This is a genomic window from Vibrio iocasae (assembly GCF_042245395.1).
Classification (GTDB): Bacteria; Pseudomonadota; Gammaproteobacteria; order Enterobacterales; family Vibrionaceae; genus Vibrio; species Vibrio iocasae.
In genome coordinates, this window is sequence record NZ_CP145311.1 from 3,338,871 (window position 1) to 3,365,400 (window position 26,530).

At 43.9% G+C, this 26,530-nt stretch carries 21 protein-coding genes; 4 read left to right on the forward strand and 17 right to left on the reverse strand.

The features are described from left to right. Positions 1–132: 132 nt before the first annotated feature. The 16 genes from astD to pilM form a co-directional block, all read right to left on the reverse strand. A complete protein-coding gene (gene astD, locus SNR28_RS25155) occupies positions 133–1,590 on the reverse strand; it encodes a succinylglutamate-semialdehyde dehydrogenase (RefSeq protein ID WP_375751661.1) in 1,458 nt (485 codons plus the stop codon). 15 nt (positions 1,591–1,605) lie between these two features. Further along, positions 1,606–2,625 (reverse strand): arginine N-succinyltransferase, encoded by a 1,020-nt coding sequence (gene astA / locus SNR28_RS25160; protein ID WP_375751663.1) that lies wholly within the window; start codon positions 2,623–2,625, stop codon positions 1,606–1,608. 104 nt (positions 2,626–2,729) lie between these two features. Continuing rightward, positions 2,730–3,935, reverse strand: coding sequence for an aspartate aminotransferase family protein (locus SNR28_RS25165; protein WP_375751664.1), 1,206 nt, complete (start codon positions 3,933–3,935; stop codon positions 2,730–2,732). 376 nt (positions 3,936–4,311) lie between these two features. Further along, positions 4,312–4,890 (reverse strand): aminodeoxychorismate/anthranilate synthase component II, encoded by a 579-nt coding sequence (locus SNR28_RS25170; protein ID WP_375751665.1) that lies wholly within the window; start codon positions 4,888–4,890, stop codon positions 4,312–4,314. A 112-nt stretch (positions 4,891–5,002) separates the two neighbouring features. Next, positions 5,003–7,615: an ExeM/NucH family extracellular endonuclease gene (locus SNR28_RS25175; protein ID WP_375751666.1), complete on the reverse strand. Its 2,613-nt coding sequence runs from the start codon at positions 7,613–7,615 to the stop codon at positions 5,003–5,005. A gap of 276 nt (positions 7,616–7,891) precedes the next feature. Beyond that, the gene (gene trpS, locus SNR28_RS25180) at positions 7,892–8,896 is read right to left on the reverse strand and encodes a tryptophan--tRNA ligase (RefSeq protein ID WP_375751668.1); all 1,005 of its coding nucleotides are present in this window, start codon (positions 8,894–8,896) and stop codon (positions 7,892–7,894) included. 112 nt (positions 8,897–9,008) lie between these two features. Beyond that, the gene (locus tag SNR28_RS25185) at positions 9,009–9,695 is read right to left on the reverse strand and encodes a phosphoglycolate phosphatase (protein ID WP_375751670.1); all 687 of its coding nucleotides are present in this window, start codon (positions 9,693–9,695) and stop codon (positions 9,009–9,011) included. A 53-nt stretch (positions 9,696–9,748) separates the two neighbouring features. Next, complete coding sequence (rpe, locus tag SNR28_RS25190; protein ID WP_375751671.1) at positions 9,749–10,423, reverse strand: ribulose-phosphate 3-epimerase; 675 nt, start codon at positions 10,421–10,423, stop codon at positions 9,749–9,751. A 63-nt stretch (positions 10,424–10,486) separates the two neighbouring features. Then, positions 10,487–11,347 (reverse strand): Dam family site-specific DNA-(adenine-N6)-methyltransferase, encoded by an 861-nt coding sequence (locus SNR28_RS25195; protein ID WP_375751673.1) that lies wholly within the window; start codon positions 11,345–11,347, stop codon positions 10,487–10,489. Positions 11,348–11,418: 71 nt separating this feature from the next. Continuing rightward, on the reverse strand, positions 11,419–12,939 hold the full coding sequence (locus SNR28_RS25200) for an AAA family ATPase (protein WP_375751674.1): 1,521 nt from the start codon (positions 12,937–12,939) through the stop codon (positions 11,419–11,421). Between the two features lie 34 nt (positions 12,940–12,973). Then, positions 12,974–14,059, reverse strand: a complete 1,086-nt coding sequence (aroB, locus tag SNR28_RS25205) for a 3-dehydroquinate synthase (RefSeq protein ID WP_375751676.1) — start codon at positions 14,057–14,059, stop codon at positions 12,974–12,976. Between the two features lie 25 nt (positions 14,060–14,084). Further along, a complete protein-coding gene (gene aroK, locus SNR28_RS25210; protein ID WP_375751678.1) occupies positions 14,085–14,603 on the reverse strand; it encodes a shikimate kinase AroK in 519 nt (172 codons plus the stop codon). 261 nt (positions 14,604–14,864) lie between these two features. Continuing rightward, on the reverse strand, positions 14,865–16,211 hold the full coding sequence (locus SNR28_RS25215) for a type IV pilus secretin PilQ (protein ID WP_375751679.1): 1,347 nt from the start codon (positions 16,209–16,211) through the stop codon (positions 14,865–14,867). Further along, on the reverse strand, positions 16,204–17,217 hold the full coding sequence (locus tag SNR28_RS25220) for a pilus assembly protein PilP (RefSeq protein ID WP_375751680.1): 1,014 nt from the start codon (positions 17,215–17,217) through the stop codon (positions 16,204–16,206). The genes SNR28_RS25215 and SNR28_RS25220 overlap by 8 nt, the downstream gene beginning before the upstream one ends. Continuing rightward, entirely contained in the window at positions 17,214–17,771 is a 558-nt protein-coding gene (locus tag SNR28_RS25225) for a PilN domain-containing protein (RefSeq protein WP_375751682.1), read from the reverse strand. The genes SNR28_RS25220 and SNR28_RS25225 overlap by 4 nt, the downstream gene beginning before the upstream one ends. Then, complete coding sequence (gene pilM, locus SNR28_RS25230) at positions 17,768–18,751, reverse strand: type IV pilus assembly protein PilM (protein WP_375751683.1); 984 nt, start codon at positions 18,749–18,751, stop codon at positions 17,768–17,770. The genes SNR28_RS25225 and pilM overlap by 4 nt, the downstream gene beginning before the upstream one ends. Before the next feature lie 123 nt (positions 18,752–18,874). Between pilM and SNR28_RS25235 the strand changes: the two genes are divergently transcribed. Next, the gene (locus SNR28_RS25235) at positions 18,875–21,490 is read left to right on the forward strand and encodes a penicillin-binding protein 1A (protein WP_375751685.1); all 2,616 of its coding nucleotides are present in this window, start codon (positions 18,875–18,877) and stop codon (positions 21,488–21,490) included. Between the two features lie 56 nt (positions 21,491–21,546). Here SNR28_RS25235 and oxyR read toward each other — a convergent pair whose 3' ends face one another. Continuing rightward, positions 21,547–22,440, reverse strand: a complete 894-nt coding sequence (oxyR, locus tag SNR28_RS25240; RefSeq protein WP_375751686.1) for a DNA-binding transcriptional regulator OxyR — start codon at positions 22,438–22,440, stop codon at positions 21,547–21,549. A 158-nt stretch (positions 22,441–22,598) separates the two neighbouring features. On the opposite strand from oxyR, the gene SNR28_RS25245 reads away from it, so the two are divergent. From SNR28_RS25245 to SNR28_RS25255, 3 genes are all read left to right on the forward strand, one after another. Next, a complete protein-coding gene (locus SNR28_RS25245; RefSeq protein ID WP_375751687.1) occupies positions 22,599–23,330 on the forward strand; it encodes a glutathione peroxidase in 732 nt (243 codons plus the stop codon). 148 nt (positions 23,331–23,478) lie between these two features. After that, positions 23,479–24,930, forward strand: a complete 1,452-nt coding sequence (locus SNR28_RS25250; protein WP_375751688.1) for a dihydrolipoyl dehydrogenase — start codon at positions 23,479–23,481, stop codon at positions 24,928–24,930. Between the two features lie 238 nt (positions 24,931–25,168). Next, the gene (locus tag SNR28_RS25255; protein ID WP_375751689.1) at positions 25,169–26,527 is read left to right on the forward strand and encodes an MATE family efflux transporter; all 1,359 of its coding nucleotides are present in this window, start codon (positions 25,169–25,171) and stop codon (positions 26,525–26,527) included. The last annotated feature ends 3 nt before the right edge of the window (positions 26,528–26,530 follow it).

Here is a 26,530-nt window from a genome sequence, read left to right on the forward strand (position 1 = left end):
GGAACGAGCATAAGCGCTGTATCTGTGTGGGTATGGTGGAGCAAACATACAAGGACATGGATGCCCTTGTTTAAGCGTTCAGGGATGACTTGAGCGGTTTGCGGAACCATACCCGTATAGATACAGTTAACGTTACAACTTAACTCCAGGACTCAATGTATCAGGCAGAAGAGTCTCACTACCTTCCATTGAAGCCATTGGGTATGCACAGTAGTCTGCTGCGTAGTAAGCGCTTGGGCGTAAGTTTCCGGATGCACCCGGGCCACCAAATGGTGCATCACCACTAGCACCGGTAAGCTGGCGGTTACGGTTTACGATGCCTGCACGGATATGCTCAACAAAATAATCCCACTCGCTGTTTTCGGTAGACACTAAGCCTGCTGACAAACCAAAGCGTGTATCATTGGCCATATCAACTGCGTTTTCTAAACCTTTGTAACGAACAATCTGCAGTAGCGGGCCAAAGTACTCTTCATCTGGAAGTTCAGCGACCTTGGTAACATCAATCAATCCAGGTGTAACGAAAGCTGCCTTTGTGTGTTTCGCTTCAACCAAAGACTCTGCGCCCATAGTCAAAAGGTTAGCCTGAGCGTTAAGGATGACTTCTGCTGCCTGAGCTGAGATTTGTGGCCCCATAAACGGCTGAGGATCGGCAAACGGCTCATCAACAACTATGTTGTTGGTTGCTTGTACAAGCTTCTCTATCAGCACGTCACCTTTTTCACCTTCAGGTACGTAGAGCCTTCTGGCACAGGTACAACGCTGACCTGCACTGATAAATGCAGATTGCACAATTGTGTAAACCGTCGCATCCACTTCACCATAATTTTCTGAGATAACCATAGGGTTATTACCCCCCATCTCCAGAGCCAACATTTTGTCTGGCTGGCCCGCAAACTGACGGTGAAGAATATGTCCGGTATTTGCGCTCCCGGTAAACAGTAGGCCATCAATGCCTTTAGATTCAGCAAGAGCAACACCTGTCTCTTTTGCACCCTGAACCATATTAATCACACCTTCAGGTAAGCCTGCTTTCTGCCATAGCTTCATGACGAACTCAGCGGTAGCAGGAGTTTGCTCAGATGGTTTGTACACGATTGTATTACCCGCCAGCAAAGCTGGAACCATATGTCCGTTTGGAAGATGAGCCGGGAAGTTATATGGGCCAAACACCGCCATGACACCAAGTGGTCTGTGACGCAATACAATCTGATTACCTGCTGCTTCACGCTGCTTTTCGCCGGTTCTTTCATGATAGGCACGAATAGAAATAGCAATTTTTCCTGCAACCGCACCCGCTTCCGTTTTGGTTTCCCAAAATGGTTTACCGGTTTCTTTTGCAATGATCTCTGCAATACCTTCGCTGTTTGCTTTCACTTCTTCAGCAAACGCCAGTACGACTTTTTCACGCTCTTCGTAACTCAGCTTTTTCCATTCAAGGTACGCTTTACGTGCTGTTTTTACTGCTTGCTCAACCTGAGCTGGAGTAGCACTATCGCCAGTCCAGATAACTTCATCATTATAAGGACTTGATGAAGTCATAACCTCACCCTGCCCCGCAACCCATTGACCTGAAATCCATTGAGTCATACTTGTATCCTTATCTTAAATCGCCAGCATGCGAACGTTATCGCCATTGCCTATCTCGAGGGCTTTCGCAGTCTCCTCGCTTAAAATCACGTTCCCAGACTCATTGTCGTATGCGGCTTTAGCAGCAACTGCTCGGAAGTTTTCAAAAGAGGTATTAATGATCAGATAATCTTGCGAACTTGAATGTTCGCTTATCTGCGCTTTAGCACGGAACGAATCACGTACAGAATTGATATTCTGAAGATCACATTCGACTGTCGGGCCCGCATCGAAAATATCAACATAGTCGCGGCAAACGAAACCTTCTTTCTGCAGCAACTTCAATGCAGGAACCGTATTCTGATGAACTTTACCGATAACCTCTTGAGCTTCTTTACTAAGCAGGTTGATATAAATCGGCAGCTTCGGCATCAGATCGGCAATAAAACCTTTTTTGCCAATGCCAGTCAGGTAATCCGCCAGAGTAAAGTCGATAGAGAAAAAGTGTTCTTGCAACCATTGCCAGAACGGTGACTCGCCATTCTCATCAGAAACACCTCTCATTTCAGCGAATACCGTCTTTGAGAAGCGCTCAGGATGTTCTGCCATCATAAGGAAGCGGCATTTAGACATCAGTTTTCCATTGAAACCACCACGGAAATCAGGTCTTAAGAAAAGAGTACAAACTTCACTGCAGCCAGTGTAGTTATTGCCAAAAGTAAGCAGCTTAACCACATTGTTTACACCCAACTTAGGTGATGAGTGAACAATTTTACTAATGTGGTATGTATAGAAAGGTACGTCCCAGCCTATTGAGGCTTCAATGGCGGTTGTACCCGCAACTTCACCTGTTTCAGAGTCAAAGCCAACCATTAGGTAGCCTTCATCACCCGGCTCATTCACATCCGGTTTATCAAAACTTGCTACAGAGTGGTTAATTCGGTTGGTTAACAGCTCTTCGTTAACCGGCAGTGAAGTAAATCCATGGCCTGATTCTTCCGCACATATTCTTAGTGCTTCGTAATCCGTTTTTTTAATCGGTCTAACAACCAGCATCACAACTCCCTCCAGATGCTAATTTGACAATTGCTCAACAGTTCCAGTCTCTGTTGAACGTGTTACTTCCCCACGGAGGTGGAGAAGTAACTACCAGTTTTTATTTAAACAATACTTGCGATTGCTTTATCCAGACGAGCTAAGCCTTCTTCGATATCTTCTTTTGGAATAACTAACGAAGGTGTAAAGCGCACAACATTTGCACCAGCAACAAGAACCATCAGCCCCTGCTTTTCTGCAGCCACTAACACTTCACGCGCACGCCCTTGCCACTCTTCATTCAAAGCGGCGCCAATAAGTAGTCCCTTACCGCGTATTTCACTAAAGATGCCGTACTTATCATTAATTTTGGTTAGGCCATCGCGGAATAGTGCTTCTCTTTCAGCAACACCAGATAGCGTTTCAGGTTGGCTAACAATATCAACTACCGCCTCTGCAACGGCACAAGCCAGCGGGTTACCACCATACGTCGAGCCATGGGTACCTACCTTCAGATGCGGTGCGTATTCGTCAGTTGTAAGCATCGCACCAATAGGAATACCACCACCCAGAGATTTTGCTGTGCTAAGAATATCCGGAGTCACTCCAAGACCTTCATAGGCATAGAAAGTACCTGTACGGCCATTGCCTGTCTGAACTTCATCAAAGATCAGTAACGCATTGTGCTGGTCACAAAGCTCACGTACCGCTTTAGCAAATTCTGGTGTTGGAGAAACAATGCCACCTTCACCCTGAAGTGGCTCCATCATTACTGCACAGGTTTTATCTGAAATATGCGCTTTAAATGCGTCAATATCATTGTAGTCCAGATGCGTTACATCACCTGGCTTAGGACCAAAACCGTCTGAATAGGCAGCCTGGCCACCAACGGTTACAGTAAAGAAGGTTCTTCCGTGGAAGCCCTGTTTGAATGCAATGATTTCTGACTTTTCAGAGCCAAACTTGTCTGCCGCGACACGGCGTGCCAGCTTAAGTGCTGCTTCGTTAGCTTCTGCACCAGAGTTCGCAAAAAACACTTTTTCAGCAAAAGAAATCTCAGTCAGCTTCTTTGCCAAGCGAAGAGCGGGCTCATTTGTCATTACATTACTCAGATGCCAGATCTTATTAGCCTGCTCAGTAATAGCATTCACCATTGCCGGATGGCAGTGACCAAGGCAGCTAACAGCGATGCCACCAGCAAAATCGATATACTCGTTATCTTCCTGATCCCACACTCGTGAACCCTTTCCTTTTACAGGAATCATTTCAAGCGGGCTATAACAAGGCACCATCACGTCATTAAACAAGCTACGTTCGACTTTATTTCCCATCGTCTCAATACTCCATATTGGTACCAATGCTATGACTTGAGTTCAAAACTCAAGCTGTTGGTATTTTGTTCTATTTACGCATAGTATTTACAATTTATTAACTAATTCAATAGAGAAATAGTCTTAATAACTGCTAACACAATAGCGATAAGGCACAATTATTGACTATTTATTCATTGCTTTATCACTGAATTCATGAAAATTTCCCGAAGTTTTACTGAAAAACTGGAATAATTCAGCAAAACAGTACAGAAAAGGAAGAGGAGGGATGTCTTCCTCGCATAAACTTTCATAAGTGAAGTTATATCAGAGATTGATAGGTATTGTTAAGAATAGTGATCGGGTTCAAGCTTATGAACGAAGAAAAAAGTCGATATTAACGCTTTAGAAAATTTGCCAGAAGCTCATGCCCCTGCTCTGTTTTGATTGACTCTGGATGGAACTGAACAGCTTCGATAGGTAACACCTTGTGCTGAAAACCCATAATTTCATCAAAACTTCCATCTGGGCTTTCTGTCCAGGCAGTAATTTCAAAACAATCTGGAAGGGACGCTTTGTTTACAATCAGAGAGTGGTACCGGGTTACCGTAAGAGGGTTGTTAAGTCCTTCAAACACGCTTTTGTTGTTGTGGCGAATTGGTGATGTTTTCCCATGCATCACTTCTCTTGCTCTCTCAACCTTACCACCAAAAACTTGCGCGATAGCTTGATGCCCCAGACAAACGCCCAGAAGTGGTAACTTACCAGCAAAATACTTTATTGCCTCTAAAGAAATTCCAGCTTCATTCGGTGTGCATGGGCCAGGAGAGATGACCAAATGTGTAGGGTTTAGAGCTTCAATACCGGCTATATCGATCTCATCATTACGTATAACTTTTACCTCTGCTCCCAGTTCGCAGAAGTACTGGTAAAGGTTATAAGTAAACGAATCATAGTTATCGATGATAAGAAGCATTGGTGTCCGCATATTTATCTGGTGAGAGCGGTATTGTGCCGACTGAGCACCGAAAGGCAAGAAAAAAATCAGGCAGCTCTATGAGCCACCTGATGTTTCACTGTAAATAGACTTAACGTTTACGGGAACGCATAACGCCTAACCCACCAAGGCCTAGCAATAGAGCAATACCAACACTACCACCTTTGATGTCTAGCTCCACGATTGCAGGATCGTGGTCTGAAGAACGGTATTGGTCAGCATACTTAGGTAAATCACCTGTGTACTTACCACCATATTCAAACAACGACGACTCTGCCGCGTTAATGTGCCAGTCAGCAGCATCAACAACGCGATAAGCTAAGCTTTCACTTACAAGGATATGATCCAACGAACCAACTTCATCATTGTATGAGTAACTCCACGTTGTATCATCGTGAAGCAACGCCATCACATCAGTGTAGCCGTAGCTTTCAGTGATCACCGCACCGTTGTCACCAAATTGCTCAACACCATCAATGAATGTATTACGCGCAGCCTTAATATCACGACCAAGCTCAGCACTGTTAAAGTTTGTCAGTACTAGCATAGGATCTTCCTTAGCATACGAGTTCAAATCACCCACGATGACTTTATGCCCTTCAATTGAGGCCATAGCATCACCCAGAGCAACGGCTGCTGCTACACGGAAGTTTTCACAAGAACCTTGTCTGTCTGCGTCTTTACCACCTTGTCCGCCAGCAGATTCAGCTGCTGCATCTTCCCAGCACTTAGAACCTTTAGACTTAAAGTGGTTAACAGCGATAGTCAGCTTGTTGTTATTACGGTATCCACTTACTCCTTTAACTTTGAAAGTAGGAGCGATAGAGTCTCGCTGGTAGTTCTTACCGTCTTCAATAACTTTGCCGTCACCATCTACAACTTCCGGTGCTTGCTGCGCAGGCATACTGATTACACGTGGATCAAGTAGTTTAACTACCTTAGGTCGGTAGAAAACACCCACTGCGATAGCATCAGTACCTACCGAGTCCAGAGCATCGGTCACACCATCATTGTTAGAATCAATAGCAACAAACTTATAGCGTTTTTTCTTCTTATCGATTTGGCTGTTCACTGCATCCAGTAAGCGCTGAATCGCTGAGTTTTCACCGAAACCGTTGTTCTCAATCTCCATCAGACCAACAATGTCAGCATCCATTCTCAGAATTGCCTGAACAATCTTCGCTTCCTGAAGCTCGAACTCTTCTTGTGTACCTGCACCACGGCTGCTGCCAAACTGGTTAGCATCACCACCAAATGGAGAATTGAAATAGTTTAGAACGTTGAAGGTTGCAATACGTAAATCGCCTTTATACAACTCAGGTTCTTCTTCGCGTGGAGTCAGGTGCACAAAGTTGTTTTGATCCAATGTATTAGTAGCAATCAGACGATACTCACCAAAGCTATATGTCATTACACCTTCTAACCCGACAACACGATCATCAATGCGAATATAGTCTTCTGTTGAACCGTCTGCATCAGCATCTGTACGACCAAACTCAGGGTAATAAGGTATTTCACCGTTCGCTGCTTTGTGATCAGATTCTACGTAGAGACGCTTCTGTGCATTCTCTTCAGATTGAGTATTTGCTTCTTCAGAACCTGGAACAAAGATTTGGTTAGGCTGAGGATTTGGACGACCTTGAGCCAGAACCATGTTGTTTCGACGACCTGCATAGTCGTAGCTGAAAGTACGAGATACACGCATATCCAGTTCGCTGTTAAGCTTCACTAGCATGCCTTCATAACGTTCGAAGGTATCATCCATGCTTTCATCAGAACCAATGATCTCCATCTCAACAGCTGCAGGAGCGCCCTGGCCTTGACCTTCAAGAGCAACGTAGCTCTGATCGCGCACAGCAAGCTGAGTTAATCCCCAGTACTCTTTCACTTCACCATAGGCACACACTACGTCTCCAGGCTGAAGTTGTGAGCTGGTTTCATTGGTATAAACAAAGATACCATCGGAAGTTTTCGCGTCATTGTCTGGAGAAATTGAGTGTAGATAGAAACCTTTTGTCAGACTATTTGTGACAGCGGCAACAACACCTTTCACATAAACTTTGCTTCCGGACAGAGGTGAACTATCAGCATCGCCCTGAATATCATAGATAGCCGTATAGGTTGGCTCCGCTCCATCTATCTGACACTGGAAGCCTGGATCGGGTTCAGTTGTCTCACCATACTCACCTAATCCGGTAAACACGTCTTTACCAATATCAGTCCACTCACCTGGTGAGTAAGTGCTATTAGGTGTTGTTACACTTTCATTTCGAACAAGAGTGACGTCTTTTGCCCAATTGGATCTTTCACCAATAGTACCAATGACATCAATGAGCACCCCGTCTTTGTAAAGAGCAACCGCATCGTCACCGTTAAAATTAATAACACTGTTATTAATAACATCCGCTACATCTTGTATAGCTTGAGCAGCGTTCGAATTTGCAAACACATAGGCTTCCCCCGCAGCCAGTGTTACAGAGTCCAGTGCGATTACTTTACTTGTTTCTGCAGCACCATTAGAAAACAATTTTAGCTCGTAACCGGTAAGAGTCTCGGAACTCTCGCCTGCATTAGCTATCTCAAGCGCTTTGTTACTTGCGCCACCCTCTACGTATTGGGAGATTAAAACCTCTGCTGAAACTGTCGACGAAGCTAATGCTATAGCCGTCGCGATCAGTGTTTTTCTGTAGTATTTATTATCCATGTTTCACCTCTATGCTATCGGCAAAAACCCCTTTTCTGCGCGATAACAATTCAGTCCTATTTGTAGGTATACAAGTTAAGAAAAAGTGCGGTTGACAAGTTTTTGGACAAACTAACCGCACTCCGTACCTATTTTAATGAGAGAGATGAAACATTTTTTATAGATGTGTTACATTCTTGTAGAATTTATTGTGATACCGATCCGTAATCTCAATAATAAGAAAGGCCACTCATCTGGCAGATGAATGGCCTTTTTTCAAGCTTTTTAGGATGGAATTTATGGGCGTGCTACAAAACCAACAGCTTCGTATACTTTCTTCAAAGTTACTGCTGCGCGAGCTGATGCTTTCTCTGCACCCGTCTTCATCACTGAATCAAGATACGCACGATCTTCACGAATTCGCTTGTATTCCGCCTGTACAGGCTCAAGCATAGCAACTACAGATTCAGCGACAGCGACTTTAAAGTGGCCGTACATCTTACCTTCGAAATCTTTCTCAATCTCTTCGAAGCTTTGACCTGTTGCCGCATGCATTAGCCCCATAAGGTTTGCTATACCAGGCTTGTTCTCTACATCGTAGATAACACGTGGCGGATCTTCTGGATCGGTTACCGCACTCTTAATCTTCTTGGTAATAGACTTAGGGTCTTCTAGCAGAGTGATAACATTTTTACGGTTATCATCCGACTTAGACATCTTCTTAGTCGCATCCTGAAGACTCATTACACGAGCGTTAACAGATGGAATATATGGTTCAGGAACTGCAAATGTTTCGCCATATAGATTGTTAAAGCGGTTCGCGATATCACGAGCAAGCTCAAGATGCTGCTTCTGGTCGCTACCAACAGGAACTTGCTGTGCCTGATAAGCCAGAATGTCCGCAGCCATTAGTACCGGGTAGTCGTAAAGGCCAACGTTAATGTCGTTCGCATAACGCTGAGACTTGTCTTTAAACTGAGTCATACGATTCAGTTCACCCATCTGCGTATAGCAGTTCAGAACCCAACCCAGTTGAGCGTGCTCAGGTACGTGGGATTGAACGAATAGAGTACTCTTCTCTGGAGTTACACCAACAGCCAAACAGATAGCCAAAGCATCCAGTGTTGCTTCATATAGCGCCTTAGAATCCTGACGAACCGTAATCGCATGAAGGTCTACGATACAGTATTGGCAATCATAATCGTCCTGCATCTGTTGCCACTGACGCAGAGCACCTAAGTAGTTACCAATACTTAGTTCACCTGATGGCTGAACGCCACTTAATACGATAGGTTTGCTCATGATTATGATTTCCTTAATTACTTCTTAAATAGATACTTCTTGAATTAGATATTTTTACCTAGAATAGAGCAGTGTACTCATTAACGAGTATTTTTCCAGAGCTAGATACCAATTAATTCGTTGCAGGCAGAATATTCAATAACTCTGCTAACTCATCAGCAATAAAGTCCGGCTGAGAGTCGGAGATAGGCTCTCCATGGTTATACCCGTAGGTAAGAGCAAACGAAGGGCATTTCACATTCTTCGCCGCCAGAATATCGTTCTTAGAGTCCCCAACCATCAACATCTCCTCGGCTGATAGTTCGTATTTCTCCAGCAGCCAGTTTAGGGCGATTGGATCGGGTTTACGTCTAGGGAAGTCTTCTCCACCTATCACTTCTACAAACAAATGGTCTATCTTGTGTTGCTCCATAATTTCGGGAACAAATACACCAGGTTTGTTGGTGACAAGAGCAAGCTTGTAACCTGCTTCATGCAATTTGATGAGTGTTTCAAATACAGTTGGATAAAGAGGACTACGGTTGTGACCACATGAGGCATAGAAACCATTAAATAACTCCCGAGCCTTTTTTCGCAGCTCAGGATCCAGCTCTTCTGACACCTCAAGACTTCTGCTTAACGCTCTTCCTAACAGGACATCAGCACCATTACCAACCCATTCTCTAACCTGCTCTTCTGTTATCGCCGGGTAACCCAGCTCCTGAACAGCCTGATCTACCGCTACTGTCAAATCCGGCACACTATCAAGTAGTGTTCCATCCAGATCGAAAGCGATAAGTTTAATTTTTTCTAAAGACATGACGTACCCTGAATATCAAAAAGGGGCAAATTCAGCCCCTTTTAAAAAATTTGTTAGCGCTTAACCTGTGCCAGCTCTTCACGCATCTGATCGATAACCGCTTTGTAGTCTGGTTTGTCAAAGATAGCTGAACCTGCAACAAACATATCCGCACCAGCTTCTGCAATTTCACGGATGTTTTCTACTTTTACACCACCGTCGATTTCCAAACGAATATCACGACCAGAAGCATCAATACGCTTACGAATATCACGCAGCTTATCAAGAGAAGAAGGAATAAATGACTGTCCACCGAAACCAGGGTTAACCGACATAAGAAGAATCATATCGATTTTATCCATAGTGTAATCAAGATAGTGCAGAGGTGTCGCAGGGTTGAAGACTACGCCAGCCTGGCAACCACACTCTTTGATAAGTTGCAGGCTGCGATCCAGATGATCAGTCGCTTCCGCGTGGATAGTAATCATAGTCGCACCCGCTTTTGCAAAATCAGGGATGATGCGATCTACAGGCTTCACCATTAGGTGAACATCGATTGGTGCAGTAATTCCGTAATCACGAAGCGCTTTACAAATTGGAGCGCCAAATGAAAGGTTTGGTACAAAGTGGTTATCCATTACATCAAAGTGGATAACGTCAGCGCCTGCTTTTAGAACATTTTCTACGTCTTCACCAAGACGAGCAAAATCAGCGGATAAAATTGACGGCGCAATTAAAAAATCTTTCATACCAGACCTCAGGGTTATTGTAGTGTTCAGAATCTGGCCGCAATTCTACCTAAGAATCGGAAATCAGACCAAACTCTTTTTGATACGTTCCTGAGAATCCCTACCCGCAGTAGACTCGAACAAAGCGAACAACTCGTTTACTTTGTTTCGTCCAGCACCATTACGGCTGATAGTGCGCTTGACCTGAACCGTATCAAGCTTGGCACCCTTATATAAGCGCTGGGTAAGGCTGGTATCATGGTTAGAAATCAGAACCGGAATACCCCGTTTTTTGGCTGTACGCTCTGCAATATTTGCCAGTTCGGCCTGATCATCAAGCGTAAAACCATTACCCGCATAAGAAGTAAAATTAGCTGTATTTGATAAAGGAGCGTAAGGAGGGTCACAGTAGACGACGCTGCCTTTGCGAGCCTTCTTGAAGGTATCAACGTAGCTTTCGCAAACAAACGTTGCTTTTTGTGCTTTAACCGAAAAGAACTCCATCTCTTTTTCTGGGAAGTATGGCTTCTTATACGAGCCAAAAGGTACGTTGAAACCGCCCTTCTTGTTGTATCGACATAGGCCATTAAAACCAAATCGATTCATGTAGAGAAATGCGGTGGAGCGAAACCAGATATCATCCGTATCATTAAACTGTTTTCTGATATCCAAATAGAACTCTTTACGGTTACACTCTGGTTTAAACAGTCGCTTCGTTTCTTCGATATACTTTTCAGGTTCTTTTTTCAGCAGGTTATAGATATTGATCAGGTCCTGATTAATATCGGCAAGTACGTATTCTTCGTAGTCAGTGTTAAGGAAAACTGAGCCAGCGCCAACAAACGGCTCTATAAGACGTTTTGCTTCAGGTAGATGACGTTGTATATCTTCAACAAGACCATACTTACCACCAGCCCATTTAAGAAAGGCACGTTGCTTCTTCATCTACCGCTCTTTAACCAACCACTACATTACGAGGGAGCGGACTGTACCACATTTTCAGCCCCGACTCAGCGTTAATTTGCACGCTCTATCTCCCTGTGAACCTGAAGCATTGATTTTGCCCAAGGTTGAAGAATTTGGACGGATTGAGGCAACTCTGTACGCGCATTTCTGGCTTGCTGAATAGTTGGGAAGTCGCGGTAAGTCACGATATACCAGTTCTCATTTGAACGAACCGTCGGATAAATGCGAACTTTGTTTTCCATCTCATGTACAAGTAAGAAGTCCTGAACCTCTTCCAAAGAACGCATTGCAGCCAGTTGAAGTGTATAGTTTCGATCAGAAACACCTAACAACTCTTCCTTGGAGAAAGAGAAGGTAATCAATGGAGGTGCAGATTCATCGGATTCGGTGTTGTCTGCTTGAGAAGCCTGATCTTTAGCCTGTTCAACAGCATCATCGATAATAATAGCTTCTGGTGTTGTTTCACCTTCAAGAAGGGCATCTACCACTGTTGACGGAACAACCACTCGCTGACCATCATCATTGTTGCCAACACTCACTACGCTATCAGTCACTGATGGAGGTAAATCTTCGGCATCGTCAGTCGCACCTGCTGGAACCGCAAGTTTATTATCGTCCTGCGTCATGTTGCTTTGAGAAGTGTTGTCTTGAGCAGGTAGATTACTTTTACCGTCAGGGGTCAGCACCATTTGATCGGCACCATCTTTTAGTTCCTGACTTTCCGAACTCACTTGTTCAGTCGGTCGGTCCACTTCAGCATTCGCACCGGTCTTATTCTCCGGGCCAGGCTGAGCAAACAACCAAAGGTATCCGCCCGCAATCAAAGCCAACAAGATAAGAACAAGTATTAAAATCTTAAATGGTGAGCCAATAATTGAGCGAATAATAATCTTCTTCTCCATCTTACGTTCCCCTAAAGCTATCAATGCTCCCGGAAGTGCAGGCGTTTTGGTCGCATCCTTACGAACTTTTTTCTTCGCATCTTCGTTATAAACAAACTTCAGCACCATGAGCTCGAGAAAAGTCTGGACTTCATTCGGTCTCAGTTGCTCTATTTCTAGTGAAATCGGTTTATTTTCTTGTCCATAGCTTAGCCGACTTAGAACAGGTTCTAAAGTCGAACCGTTTGAAAACAAAACAATATTAATGTTCCATTTAGGGTTCGACTGTGCTTCTAGCACCAATGCCCACAGTTCGGCTAGCAAGTTGTCAGTCAACAAATGGGCATCATCAATGACAATAACAAGATCGCAGCTTTCATCTTGTATAAGACGAGAAAAGCTATCTATGATTTTGTCATTTTCATTAAACAGAGGGTTGGCAACAATCTGATTAAGCAGAATTGCTTTTTTCTGCTCATCAGACTGGTTGGGGTGACACATCAATAAAGACTGGTTTTTATCCTGAGCGTATGCCTCAAGAAAGCGTTGAGCAATCCAGGTTTTACCTGAGCCCGATTGCCCTGCGATATTAATGAGGTTAGAGCCAAAACGGGTCAGTAACCTGACTCGCTCAAGCAACTCTATCTGAGAATCTAAATCAAGGACACGCAATTCATGAGCTAAACTCATCAAAACCTACCAGTCTGTTTTCTAGGATGTATCTTTATTGACGGCAAAAATCGATTGCTTGTTGGATCTGTTCCGTTGGAACATCAGCAAAAACACCAGCTTTACCAATATCAGTAGGAAGAACCAAACGAAGTTGCCCGGACAAGACTTTTTTATCTCGCATCATATGCTTCATAAAGTCGTCAAATGACATCGACTCAGGAGTATGGACTGGCAGCTTTGAACGTATCAAAATTTGCTTAATACGCTCTACTTGTTCTTCAGTAATAAGTCCCTGAAGTTGCGCTGTTTTCGCAGCCATTACTGTCCCTGAAGAAACGGCTTCACCATGTAACCAATTACCATACCCCAGTTCTGCCTCAATAGCATGACCAAAAGTATGACCTAGGTTCAATAGCGCTCGAATTCCAGACTCTTTCTCATCCAGATTCACGACTTCTGCTTTAATTTCACAGCAACGAGCAATCGCATAAATAAGTGCCGACTCATCTAAAGCATAGAGTTTGTCCAAGTTACCCTCTAACCAGACAAAGAATGCTTCATCATAAATAATGCCGTATTTGATAACTTCAGCGATGCCTGCCGCAAACTCTCGTTCAGGTAGTGTTTTAAGGCAGTCAATATCTATAGTTACAGACTTCGGCTGATAAAAGGCACCAATCATGTTCTTACCAAGGGGATGATTGACAGCTGTTTTACCACCGACTGAAGAGTCGACCTGAGACAGCAATGTTGTAGGAACCTGGATAAAATCCACACCACGCTGGTAACAAGCGGCTGCAAAGCCAACAATATCACCAATAACACCACCACCTAAGGCAACTAAAACAACATCACGAGCGTAGCTGCCTTCCAGCAGGAAGCTCATAATGGTATCAAAGACTTCAAGGCTCTTATATTGCTCACCATCAGGTAACTCAAGTAATGCAGCTTCACATCCCTGAGCATTTAACTGAGCAATTACCTTTTCAGCATATAGAGGAGCAACAGTTACGTTGCTAATAACGACCGCTTTTTTCTTTAGACCTAAAGAAGAAAAGTGCGCCGAGTTATTAAATAACCCGGCGCCTATAGAAATTGGGTAACTGCGCTCACCAAGATCGACGTTTATCCGTTCCATGGTTGGCTCTCCAAAAAAAATGAACTTAACGTTCTTCTATCATTTTTATGATTTGGTTGGCTACTACTTTTGCACTTTGATCATCTGTGCGAACAGTGTAGTCAGCAACTTCTTCATATAGTGAATTCCTTTCACCAGCCAGATCTTCAAGTACCTCACGTGGGTTATCAGTCTGAAGAAGAGGACGCTTTTTATCTCGGTTAGTACGAGCAAGCTGCTTATCAATCGTTGTTTCAAGGTATACAACAATGCCCCTTGCAGACAGACGATTACGGCTCTCTTTACTTTTAACAGAGCCACCACCAGTAGCTAAAACAATGCCCTGCTTTTCAGTCAGGTCATTGATTACTGTTTCTTCGCGCTTACGGAAACCCTCTTCACCCTCTACATCGAATACCCACGCGATATCTGCGCCAGTGCGCTCTTCGATAACGGTATCAGAATCAAGGAACTCCATATGAAGTTGTTGGGCAAGGTGTCTACCAATTGTGCTTTTGCCAGCCCCCATAGGGCCAACTAAAAAAATGTTACGTTTCTCAGCCATGTTCAGCATTAATTTACAGCGTTAATTCAATGACATTGCTACAAATCAGATCGAGATTTACACATAACCGACCGGCTTGCAGCACCGATTCCTCACAATTTATTTCGTGATAAGACCCGAAATTATCTAGATCTGCTGCCCTTAATGCAACTTTATTTTGTCCGCTTGCAGTAATTCTTCCCGACACAATAGACCAGCGAATTCATTTAGCACGCCATATAACAAATTTTTGTATTTATTATTAAAGAGTTAACTTTATCTCTACTCAAAAGATCTTTTTTGCATAACTTGTTCTTCAATCACCGTTGGAGTAACAAATATAAGCAGTTCTTTTTTACGTCTGCTTTCATAAGTTCTACGGAATAAACTCCCGATTAAAGGTAATTCTGCCAACACAGGAACCTTATCCACTGAAGTTCTAATGTCATATTGGTATATCCCACCAAGCACAATGGTTTCGTTGTTGTTCACTAAAACCTGAGTACCTATTCTCTGGGTATCGATAGAAACAGCTTCGCCAAACCCTGTTCGAACTGTCTCTCCAGGGCTGTTTTGAGTAACGTTTAAGTCGAGCACTATTTGGTGATTTGGTGTTATTTGAGGAGTGACCTCCAGACTTAAGACTGCTTTTTTGAAAGAGACAGATGTTGCCCCGCTCGAAGCCGCTTCCAGATAAGGGATCTCTGTTCCTTGCTCTATATATGCTGTTTTCTTATTTGCTGTGATCAGCCTTGGACTAGAAATGATTTCCGCTTTTGACTCTGCTTGTAGTGCCGACAGTTCAAGGTCAAGCATGACTCCAGATAATGATCCGACTGAAAAGGCAATTCCAGAAGCATTAGGATTCGTTGCACCTAAGTTCACATTGAGTACATCATCTAAAGAAAGGTTGTCCGGACTTGAAGTAAGCCCCTCCAGTGAACCTCCTGTCTCAATATTCCCTCGACTACCTGCCACACCCCATCGAACACCAAGCTCTTCCAGATCCCCTTCACTAATCGTTACTAAACGAGCCTCTATTTGCACCTGTTCAATAGGAATATCTAACATCGCAATCATTTCACTTATTTCATTCAAATTGTCCTCATGGTCTCTTATTACCAGAGAGTTGGTTCTGGCATCGACAGAAACAGAACCTCGTGAAGAGAGCCCTACTTGCCCAGATGACAAGGTGTCAGCCAGTTCAGAGGCCTTGGCAAAATGAACTCTAACTACTCTTGAACCTAACCTCTCTAACTCTTTTTCCATTTTAAGCATTTGAGTTTCATGTTGCTTTCTCAGCCCAAAATCCTCTTCAGGAGCAATCATAATAATGTTGTCTAAAGTGCGCTTTCCTAATCCATTGGTCTGCAAAATCACATCCAGTGCTTGTTCCCATAAAACTTGCTCAAGCCTAAGCGAAATATCACCCTGAACATTATCAGAAACCACAATATCAAATTGATTGAACTCAGCCAGAATCTGAAGTGCCTGCCGGATAGGTATATCCTGAAAACTCACTGAGATTCGCTTGTTTTCCGACATCTTTATCATGGTGTTCGGTTCTGCATTAACCAAAGGTTTTAAAGATAAGCAGGTCAAAATTAGTAGCATCAAAAGCCTATTCATTTAAAAACACACCTCTCGACCAACTGACTTCCTGCAAGAAACATCCTTCCTCTTTTTGAGATTGTCTCTGCATTAACAACTCGCTCTCGTTAATTCGCGAGATAATCCAACCTTCGTAACCCAACCAGTCACCTTCTCGTACAGCGACTATTTTTCCCTCAGGCAGTTGAATAAGAGCTTTCTTACTGAAGGTTGATGTAAGGGTTCCTTTGAGAGAAAGTTCGCTAAGCTTGTAGTAGTTTAACTGCACAGCTTTCGGCGCATCGAGACAAAGGTGATGAGAATCTTTAAGATAAGATTTCGCCAAAGGGGGATGAAAAGGATCAGTGTAAGTTGGCTCCACATATATTTCCCTTCTCTCTTCGATTCCTCCACTGAACGATTCGATTTTGATATCAAAGTCTGGAAGACGATTTTTTATATGCTCTATCCACTTGTTAGTTGGGTGAAAAATAACGATGCTCAATTGTCCTAAAATGGCCGAGCTATCAGGACCTGATCTAGATAGTTTCATCTTTTCAACAATGGCCATCACATCGAGCATTGATATAAACTTCAGAAAAGCTCGCACATCATGAAAACTACCCGTAACCTCTACTTCTAGTTGATGCCTGGAATAATCCTCACCTTCAATCACGTTTCCCTTTGCGGAATGTAGCAGAATCAAATCTGTTTCAGACACAAACGTATTGATATCTGTTAATACATCTGTCTCTGTATTTTCTCTGACTGTGGAGTTTAAAATACCTTTCATAACCTTAACTTGTTGCCTTAATTCTGACTCCTTACCCTTGAGTTGAGCTGTATTATTAGCATGTATGGCTATACTATTTTGTAACGTTATTTCCATGCTTTTTTGTTCATCAATCCAGTGCTGCTTAGGCTGCACCACAAACCGAAAAGCTGCGCCTTGCAGAAACACTGACAATGTGACCAACAGAGTTATTTGAAAACCTCTGGGCCAATTTGGAATGTCATGCAAATCCAGCTTTCTTATGCGATTCAATTACTTTCCTCCATATCGAAAGCAAAAGAGATCATAAAGTGGTACTTTGCAATCAACTCATCCTTAGCGACATGGGTCGTTGAACGCACACTCACTTCTTTAAATTCTGGATGCGACTGAAGCAGTAACGCAAAAAACGAAATATGTTCAGCTTCTGTCGCCGTTGCATCGACCTGTACATTGCCAGCTTCAAAGCTAATCGCTTTTAAGTAGATATTTTTAGGCACTAAATCAGCTATTCGATTGACCAGCTTTTGAGGTAACGATTGTCTTTGTATGAGCGCTTCTGTACTTTGTATTCGTTGGTTTATTTCAGTAACAACCAAACTCGTCTGAGTTAGCTTTTCGGCCGTACTCTTCAACTCTTCCAGTGAATGTTGAAGACGACTGACTCTATCTTGAACAGAGAGTGCTTGTTGGTGCAGAGAATGGTAAATCGTAAACTGAATTAGAACAGAGCTGATGCAGACAATAACTAGCATCAACCAGAACAGCCTACGATATCTTGCTCTGTGTTGCTCTCGCCAGGGCACGAAGTTTATGTTCGGCATCATCTGTCATCCCTCCAACAAAGCCCTTTGATAGCAATGCCAAGTGCCAGACTATAAATGTGGCCTTCGTTCTCATCGGAGTAGGAGACTTTTTTATCATCTACTAGTTTTAATGGGTTAAGCGGTACACATGTGAGTTTTGTCTGCTCTTCGAGCATAATGCACAACTCATTAACACATCTGCTATCACCGGTAACCCATATGCCTTCTAGATTCGAATCAGATGCCGAGGAAACGTATAGCTGAACCTGCATCGCAATAGAACAAGCAATGGCTTCATGTTTTTTGAAGGAATCCGAACTCGCTTGAGTAAGGTTGGATACACTCTCTTGGTTTAGACCGACAGGTATCGTCTTGATAAGCGGTGATGAAGCTAACCCTCCACAACAAACTATTGTCTGGTCGACTCCAGCGTGTACCAACAACCAGTTATTACACTTGAATACTTGGCTTGCGAACTCCCATACTTTTAGCAGGCTATGAGCTTTTGTATCGATCAATATGGGTTTCAACCCTGCATCTCGAATTACAGAGATACGCTCATCAACCACCTCTTTCCTCGCTGCATAAACCTGATAAATTACTTTGGGTTCATTGATAGAACACTTGTCTTCATTAACGGTGAAGTCAATTCTTAAATCTTGAGGAGAGATGGGAGAGTGAGTGGCAAAGGCTTCATAGATAGCAAACTCTTTATCGTCCTCTTCAATCGTCGCATCGATGCTTAAAGAACGGCTAACTACTGCCGAATCTGGTACCAAAACTGCGATTCTTCGACCAAATATAGGTAGTTCAGACTTTAATCTTTTGAGTTTATTTACAATCCCCTGATAATCCAGTGTGTGACTATCATCCAAAATATAAGCATGACTTGTAAAATTTCTGTATTGCACAAGTTTAATTCTATTTTTGGAGTATTTAACAGAGACTGCTTTTATACTTTTCGGACCTATTTCTACACCAGTAACCATTGTCTGAAACATTATGCAGCCTCCTTATATTTTGATTAGAAAATTGAATCTATTCTGTACAGGCTTAACTACAACCAATGTGTTAAGCTTGCACATTAGGAAAGCTAAAAACCTCTATTAATCAGGGATTATCCGGTGAAGTTCATAAAGTACTTGTTAATTTTTTCAGTGGTTTGCATTGTTCTTGGAGTGGGGACAATTGTCGGATTCTATTACTACGTAAAGCCTGAGTTACCAGATGTTGCAACACTAAAAGATGTGCAGCTTCAAACCCCAATGCAGGTTTACAGCCGAGACGGTAAACTCATTTCTCAGTTTGGTGAAAAGCGCCGCGTTCCAGTTACCTTTGATGAGATTCCTCAGGATCTGATTGATGCTCTTATTGCGACTGAAGATAGCCGCTACTATAGCCACCCGGGTATTGACCCAATTGGTATTGCACGAGCAGCTTTTGTTGTGGCGATTTCTGGCTCTGCAAAGCAAGGGGCAAGTACCATTACACAGCAGTTAGCACGAAACTTCTTCTTATCTAATGAAAAGAAGATCATGCGAAAAATCAAAGAGATCTTCATCGCTGTTCACATAGAGCAACTGCTTTCCAAAGAAGAAATTATGGAGCTGTATGTAAACAAGATTTTCCTTGGATATCGCTCCTATGGTTTTGGCGCTGCAGCACAAGTTTATTTTGGGAAAGAGCTTAATCAACTGACTCTAAGTGAAGTTGCAACGCTCGCAGGTATGCCAAAAGCACCTTCGACCATGAACCCTATCTATTCCATCGAACGTGCGACCAACCGTCGTAATGTTGTTCTTGGTCGTATGCTGACCGAAGGCTATATCTCGCAGGAGGAGTTCGATACTGCAAGTACTGAGCCTTTAGATGGCCGCTATCATGGAGCTGAAATTGAACTGAGAGCACCTTATGTGGCTGAAATTGCTCGTTCATGGATGGTAGAAAGATATGGTGAAGATGCTTATACCTCAGGTATGAAGATCTACACTACTGTTGACTCGAAGCTTCAAAATTCAGCAACAACTGCCGCTGTTTCCAACCTGCTGACTTATGATGAAAGACACGGTTACCGTGGCGAAGAAAAAGTACTTTGGACCACAGGTAAATCGGCATATACCGTTGATGAGATGACTAAACACCTCAGAAGCCAACCGACTTATGGAGAGCTTTCTCCAGCTATTGTCACTTCTGTTGAAGAAAAAGCCGCAACAGTATTTATCAAGAATCAGGGTGAAGCGCAGATTGGCTGGGACGGGATGAAGTGGGCTCGAAAGTTCATTACTGATGAAAAACAGGGGCCTGCCCCAAAGAATGCATCTGAAATCCTCGAAGAAGGCCAACAGATCTGGGTTCGCCCAATGACGAAAACACCTATTGAGGATGCAGTTGAAGACGAACCTAAATTCGCCTATGTATGGAAACTGAGTCAGGTTCCAAATGCCAACACTGCATTTGTAGCAATGAACCCAGAAGATGGTGCTGTTTTATCTCTGGTTGGTGGCTTCAACTTTGTTCACAGCAAGTTTAACCGAGCAACACAATCTGTGCGCCAGGTAGGTTCTGGCATTAAGCCATTTATCTACTCTGCGGCAATTGATAGTGGTATGACATTGGCATCACTGGTTAACGATGCACCTATTAACCAGTGGGATTCAAGCATGGGTACGGCTTGGAGACCTAAGAACTCTCCACCAACTTATATCGGCCCAACTCGTCTTCGTATTGGCCTTGCTACGTCTAAAAACGTAATGGCTGTGCGCGTGCTGCGTCAGGTTGGCCTGGATAATACTCGCGAATACCTGACACGTTTTGGTTTTGAACTGGACGAATTGCCTCGTTCTGAAACCATTGCGCTGGGAGCGGGAAGTCTCACTCCAGTTAAGATGGCACAAGGTTTCTCCGTTTTCGCGAATGGTGGTTTCTATGTTGAGCCGTACTACATTGACCATGTAGAAACACCTTTTGGTGATCTTGAATTTAAAGCGAATCCTGCCATCATTTGCAGACAGAATTGTGATGATTCAACTAAACCTTATCTGACAAACAGTGTTCGAAAAGATCAGGAAGAAGCTTTAAGTGTAGAAGCAGAAGATATTGCAGCGAATGAAGCCGACTTTATTGAACCGACAGAAAATGAAAACGCGATTCACTATGCGCCTCAGGTAATCTCAGAGCAAACTGCGTTTCTCGTAAGAGAGATGATGTATAGCAATGTATGGGGTGGTGGTAACTGGCGTGAGGGTACAGGCTGGAACGGCACAGGCTGGCGTGCACAGAAACTGAAACGTCGAGACATTGGTGGAAAAACCGGTACTACCAACGAATCAAAAGATACATGGTACAATGGTTATGGTCCGGGCATCGTCGCAACATCCTGGGTAGGCTTCGATAGCCATGAACGTAAACTTGGCCGTACCAGCAACAATACAAACCTTTCAAAAGATGAGCAAAGCCCTGGTGGTGAAGCGGGGGCTAAAACAGCTCAACCTGCTTGGGTCGACTTTATGAAAGTCGCTCTCGAAGGTGTTCCATCGCAAAGGAAGGTTATTCCATCAGATATTGTACGTGTTCGAATTGACCGAGATAGCGGACTTCTTACCAAGCAGTCTGGCTCAAAAACAATGTTTGAGTACTTCCTATCCGGAACTGAGCCTACAGAGTTCATTGAAGATAGTGCTGTAGATGAACTGGATTTATTCTCTGGTAGCGCTAATGAAGGTGAAGAATCACTTTTCTAAGTGAACAACCAAACGAAGATGTGAGCCCCTCATTTGAGGGGCTCATTTTTTATACGTCAGGAGTCACTCTCTATGTAATCAGCAATGGTTGTTGCTAATTCCTCAAAACGCTTTCTCAACGGTGAGCCAGGTCTGTAAGCCAAGACAATCTTTCTTGAAGGAACCGGGTCCTGAGCTCGGATATAACAAACGCCATCTTTCTTTTTCTCTTTTGGTACTGATAACTGGGGCAGTAAGGTAATGCCGCTCCCCGCAGCGACCATATTTCTTAGAGTTTCCAGACTCGTTGCTTTAAAACGTTCATCATCTTTTGCGCCAGCAGCAAAACAGAACCCCAAAGCCTGATCACGCAGGCAGTGTCCATCTCCTAGCGAAAGAACCGTTTTACCATTCAGTTCCTTCATGTTTAGCGTATCTTTCTCTGCCCATGAATGGTCACACGGTACGGCCACACACAAAGCTTCATCATATAAATCGAGCTCAATAAATGGTTCTGTCTCTGCTACTGAAGCTAACACCAGACAGTCAAGCTTGCCCTCTTCCAATTGCCGAACTAGCTTATGCGTCTGATCTTCGTGAAGAAAAAGTTCAAGATCCGGGAAATCATCTTTAAGGCTTGGGACAATCTTAGGTAACAAGTAAGGACCAACCGTCGGAATAAAGCCGATATGTAGCGGCCCACTCATCTCTTTTCCTTGCAGGCTTGCCATATCAGTAAAGGTTTTTACTTCACTAAGAATCCTCTTGGCCTGATCAACAAGCAGCAAACCAGATTCGGTGAACAACACCCGACGACTACTTCTTTCCAACAGAGCTGTTCCAAGCTCATCTTCAAGCTTACGAATCTGCCCACTTAGTGTCGGTTGGCTTACAAAACAAGCCTCAGCTGCTTTTCGGAAATGCTTATGCTCTGCTAAAGCTACCAGATACTCAAAGTCACGGATATTCATGAAAACCTCTAAGATAGAAACTAACTATCGTTACTATAGTATTAAACGATTGGAGCTATCAACGTAATTTTTGAATAATGATCTCAACGAAAGGGAGAACTATCCCTTACACTGAATCACGAAGCCAGTTGGCTCTATAAAAAATAAAGGAAATTGATATGTTTACATCTAAAGAAGGCCAAGCAGTACCACAGGTTACTTTCCCGACTCGTCAGGGTGATGCATGGGTTAACGTTACAACGGATGAACTTTTCAAAGGTAAAACCGTCATCGTATTCAGCCTGCCAGGCGCATTTACTCCGACTTGTTCATCTAGCCACCTACCACGCTACAACGAGCTATTCCCAGTATTTAAAGAGCATGGTGTTGATGAAATTCTATGTGTGTCTGTAAACGATACTTTCGTTATGAATGCATGGAAAGACGATCAGGAAGCAGACAACATTACCTTCATTCCTGATGGTAACGGTGATTTCACTGATGGCATGGGTATGTTGGTCGACAAAAACGACCTGGGCTTTGGTAAGCGTTCATGGCGTTACAGTATGCTAGTTAAAGATGGCATTGTTGAGAAAATGTTCATCGAACCAAACGAGCCAGGCGACCCGTTCAAAGTATCTGATGCAGACACAATGCTTGGTCATGTAGCTCCAGACTACAAAGTTCAGGAATCCATTACTGTATTTTCAAAACCAGGCTGCCCTTTCTGTGCGAAAGCAAAGCAAGCACTTATTGATGCAAACCTTGCTTATGAAGAAGTTGTACTTGGTAAAGACGCAACAACAGTTTCACTACGCGCTGTAACTGGCCGCTCAACAGTGCCTCAGGTATTTATCGGTGGTAAGCACATCGGTGGTAGCGAAGAGCTGGACGCTTACTTAGCTAAGTAATTCCAAGTTTCCCCCTTCTCTATGAAGGGGGAACTCTCCCCTAAAACGAAATAAAGCAATCAAACGTCAGGTCTCTTCTATTTATTCGAAGAGCGGATTCGTACGTTTTGAATTCAGTAAAGAACATTACCCTGTGGAGAACATGGCCATGAAAAAAATTAACGTAGATGTCGCTGTTATTGGTGGCGGTACAGCCGGACTTGGTGCATATCGCGCAGCCAAAGCGCATGGCAAAAACGTCATCATCATAGAAGGTGGCCCTTATGGCACAACCTGTGCTCGTGTAGGCTGTATGCCATCTAAACTGCTCATAGCTGCTGCTGAAAGCGTTCACCAAATTGAAAAAGCACCGGGTTTTGGTGTGCATCCGCAAGGTGAAATTGTTATCAATGGTCGTGAGGTAATGGATCGTGTTAAGCATGAACGTGATCGCTTTGTAGGTTTTGTACTCGAAGGGGTTGATGAAATCCCGGCTGAAGACAAAATAGGCGGCTACGCAAAGTTTGTAGATAACAATACGCTAGTGGTTGACGACCATACAGAAATCAGCGCAGACCGCATTGTAATCGCAACAGGTTCTCGCCCTGCTTATCCAGCCGTGTGGAATGAGCTCGGTGATCGCCTGATTATCAATGATGATGTATTTGACTGGGATGACCTGCCTGAGTCAGTCGCTGTATTCGGCCCTGGTGTAATCGGTCTTGAGCTTGGGCAAGCGCTACATCGCCTAGGTGTAAAAGTGAAACTGTTTGGTCTTGGTGGACAAGTTGGCCCACTCACAGACCCGGAAGTAATGGCTTATGCCGACAAAGCCTTCAGCGAAGAGTTCTACCTTGATGCTGACGTAAAAGTTGAAAGCATGAAGCGTAAGGGTGAAAAAGTAGAAATCATGTTTATGAATAAACAAGATGAGCTGGAAACCTTCGAAGTAGACTATGTACTCGCTGCAACAGGTCGTCGTCCAAACGTAGACAAGTTAGCCATTGAAAACACTAATGTCGAGCTTGATGCACGTGGCGTTCCGACAGCCGATCATTACACACTACAGACATCAGTACCTTCAATCTTTATTGCTGGTGATGCAAGTAACCAAATCCCATTGCTACACGAAGCAGCTGATCAGGGCCGTATAGCTGGAGACAATGCTGGTCGTTACCCGGATATTAGAGCAGGTCTGCGTCGTTCATCAATTTCAGCCGTGTTCTCTGATCCTCAGATAGCTATGGTTGGTGAAACCTATAAACAAATTACAGAACGCTTAGGCACTTGTGGCTGCTTCGCGACAGGAGAAGTCTCGTTCGAAAACCAGGGTCGCTCCCGTGTAATGTTACGCAACAAAGGCATCCTGCACGTATATGGTGAGCAAGGTACCGGCCGCTTCCTTGGCGCAGAAATGATGGGACCAAACGCAGAGCATCTGGCACACCTATTAGCATGGGCGCACCAGAGCAAAATGACAATTTCTGAAATGCTCGATATGCCATTCTACCATCCGGTTATCGAGGAAGGTGTTCGTACCGCACTGCGCGACCTGAACGCTAAGCTGCACCTTGGCCCTGAAATGATTAAACATTGCCTGGATTGTGGCCCAGGTTGTTAACCAGGGACCGTATAAATTATTTAGCACTTGCTGGGTGTGCCCGACGTAATAAACATGCCCGAGGGATAAACCTTGGCTTAGTTCAGAACTAATCGTAGCGGTTTATGGAGTCGGGCATTCCCGGTAAGTGAACAGATAGCAGAGTCCTCTTTAGACCGTAAAGAGGATTCTTTTTATCTACTCGTCAGCACCAAAAAGCGTTATCCTTGTGCCCCTGTTCTCTCAATAACGTACTGAAATGCAAGATAAGCACGGACTCCTCTCAGATCCGATTCCACAAGTACTACGCCAGATGACCGTTCCGATGGTCTTTGGAATGGTCGCTATTCTGCTATTTAACGTTGTTGATACCTTCTTTATCTCGCTGCTTGGTACTCAGGCGCTAGCCGCGATAAGCTTCACCTTCCCGGTCACCTTCGGTGTCAACTGCATCACCATGGGTATCGGTGTCGGGCTCTCCACCAGCATAGGTCGATTGTTAGGACAGCAAGACGTAAAACACGCAGCGACACTCACAACTCATGGCCTTCTTCTGGCGATAATGCTCGTCACACTGGCCTCACTGTTCGGGCTGGTTTCTATTGAACCACTGTTTCTGGCTTTGGGGGCAGAGCCAGAGCTCATACCGCTAATTAATGGCTACATGGTGATCTGGTATCTCACCATTCCATTATTGGTCATTCCTATGGCGGGCAACGCAGCAATCAGAGCAACAGGTGATACAAAGACCCCTGCGAAAATCATGATGTTTGCTGGTGTGATCAACGGAGTTCTCGATCCCTTATTGATCTTTGGCTACGGACCTTTTCCAGAGCTTGGAATTCAGGGAGCGGCAATAGCCAGTGCAGTAAGCTGGTTAGCGGCTTTGTGCTGGTCACTCTACCTACTGGCAAGCAGGGAAAAACTACTCTCACTTCCGAATATCAGAACTCTGATTTCAGATTGGGGTCGTGTATTGAAAATCGGCACCCCTGCCGGACTTTCAAGTGCTATGACTCCTTTGTCCGGAGCAGTGCTTATGAAGCTTTTGGCCACCCATGGTACAGAAGCTGTTGCAGCTTACGGTGCCGCACAACGTATAGAGTCACTGTTGATTCTGGTTGTTATGTCTCTGGCCTCAATACTGACACCATTTATGGCTCAAAATCTGGGAGCAGAGAACCCTAAACGAAGCTTTCACGCACTATTTTTAAGCATGCGTTTTTCTATCCTTTTCCAGTTGCTGATTTTCATCATGATGGTGCCACTCAGCATTCCACTGGCAGCCCTATTCGGTAAAGAGCAGGCAGTAAACGACCTCATTTGGCTTTACCTTATTATAGTTCCGGTAAGCTACGGGTTTCAGGGAATAATCATGTTGCTCATTAGTTGCCTGAATGCCATGCACAAACCACTAAACGCTTTTTACTGGAGTGTTCTTCGACTCTTTGTCTTTACCTTGCCATTCGCGTGGATAGGTAGCCTGATATACGACATTCAGGGGCTTTTTATTGGTATTGCAGCAGGAAATATTCTGGGAGGTGTTCTGGGATATTTATATGCATTGAAACTAAGAAGAGAAGCCGTTCCGGAGTTTGCTACTCCGGAACTAAAGTAACTG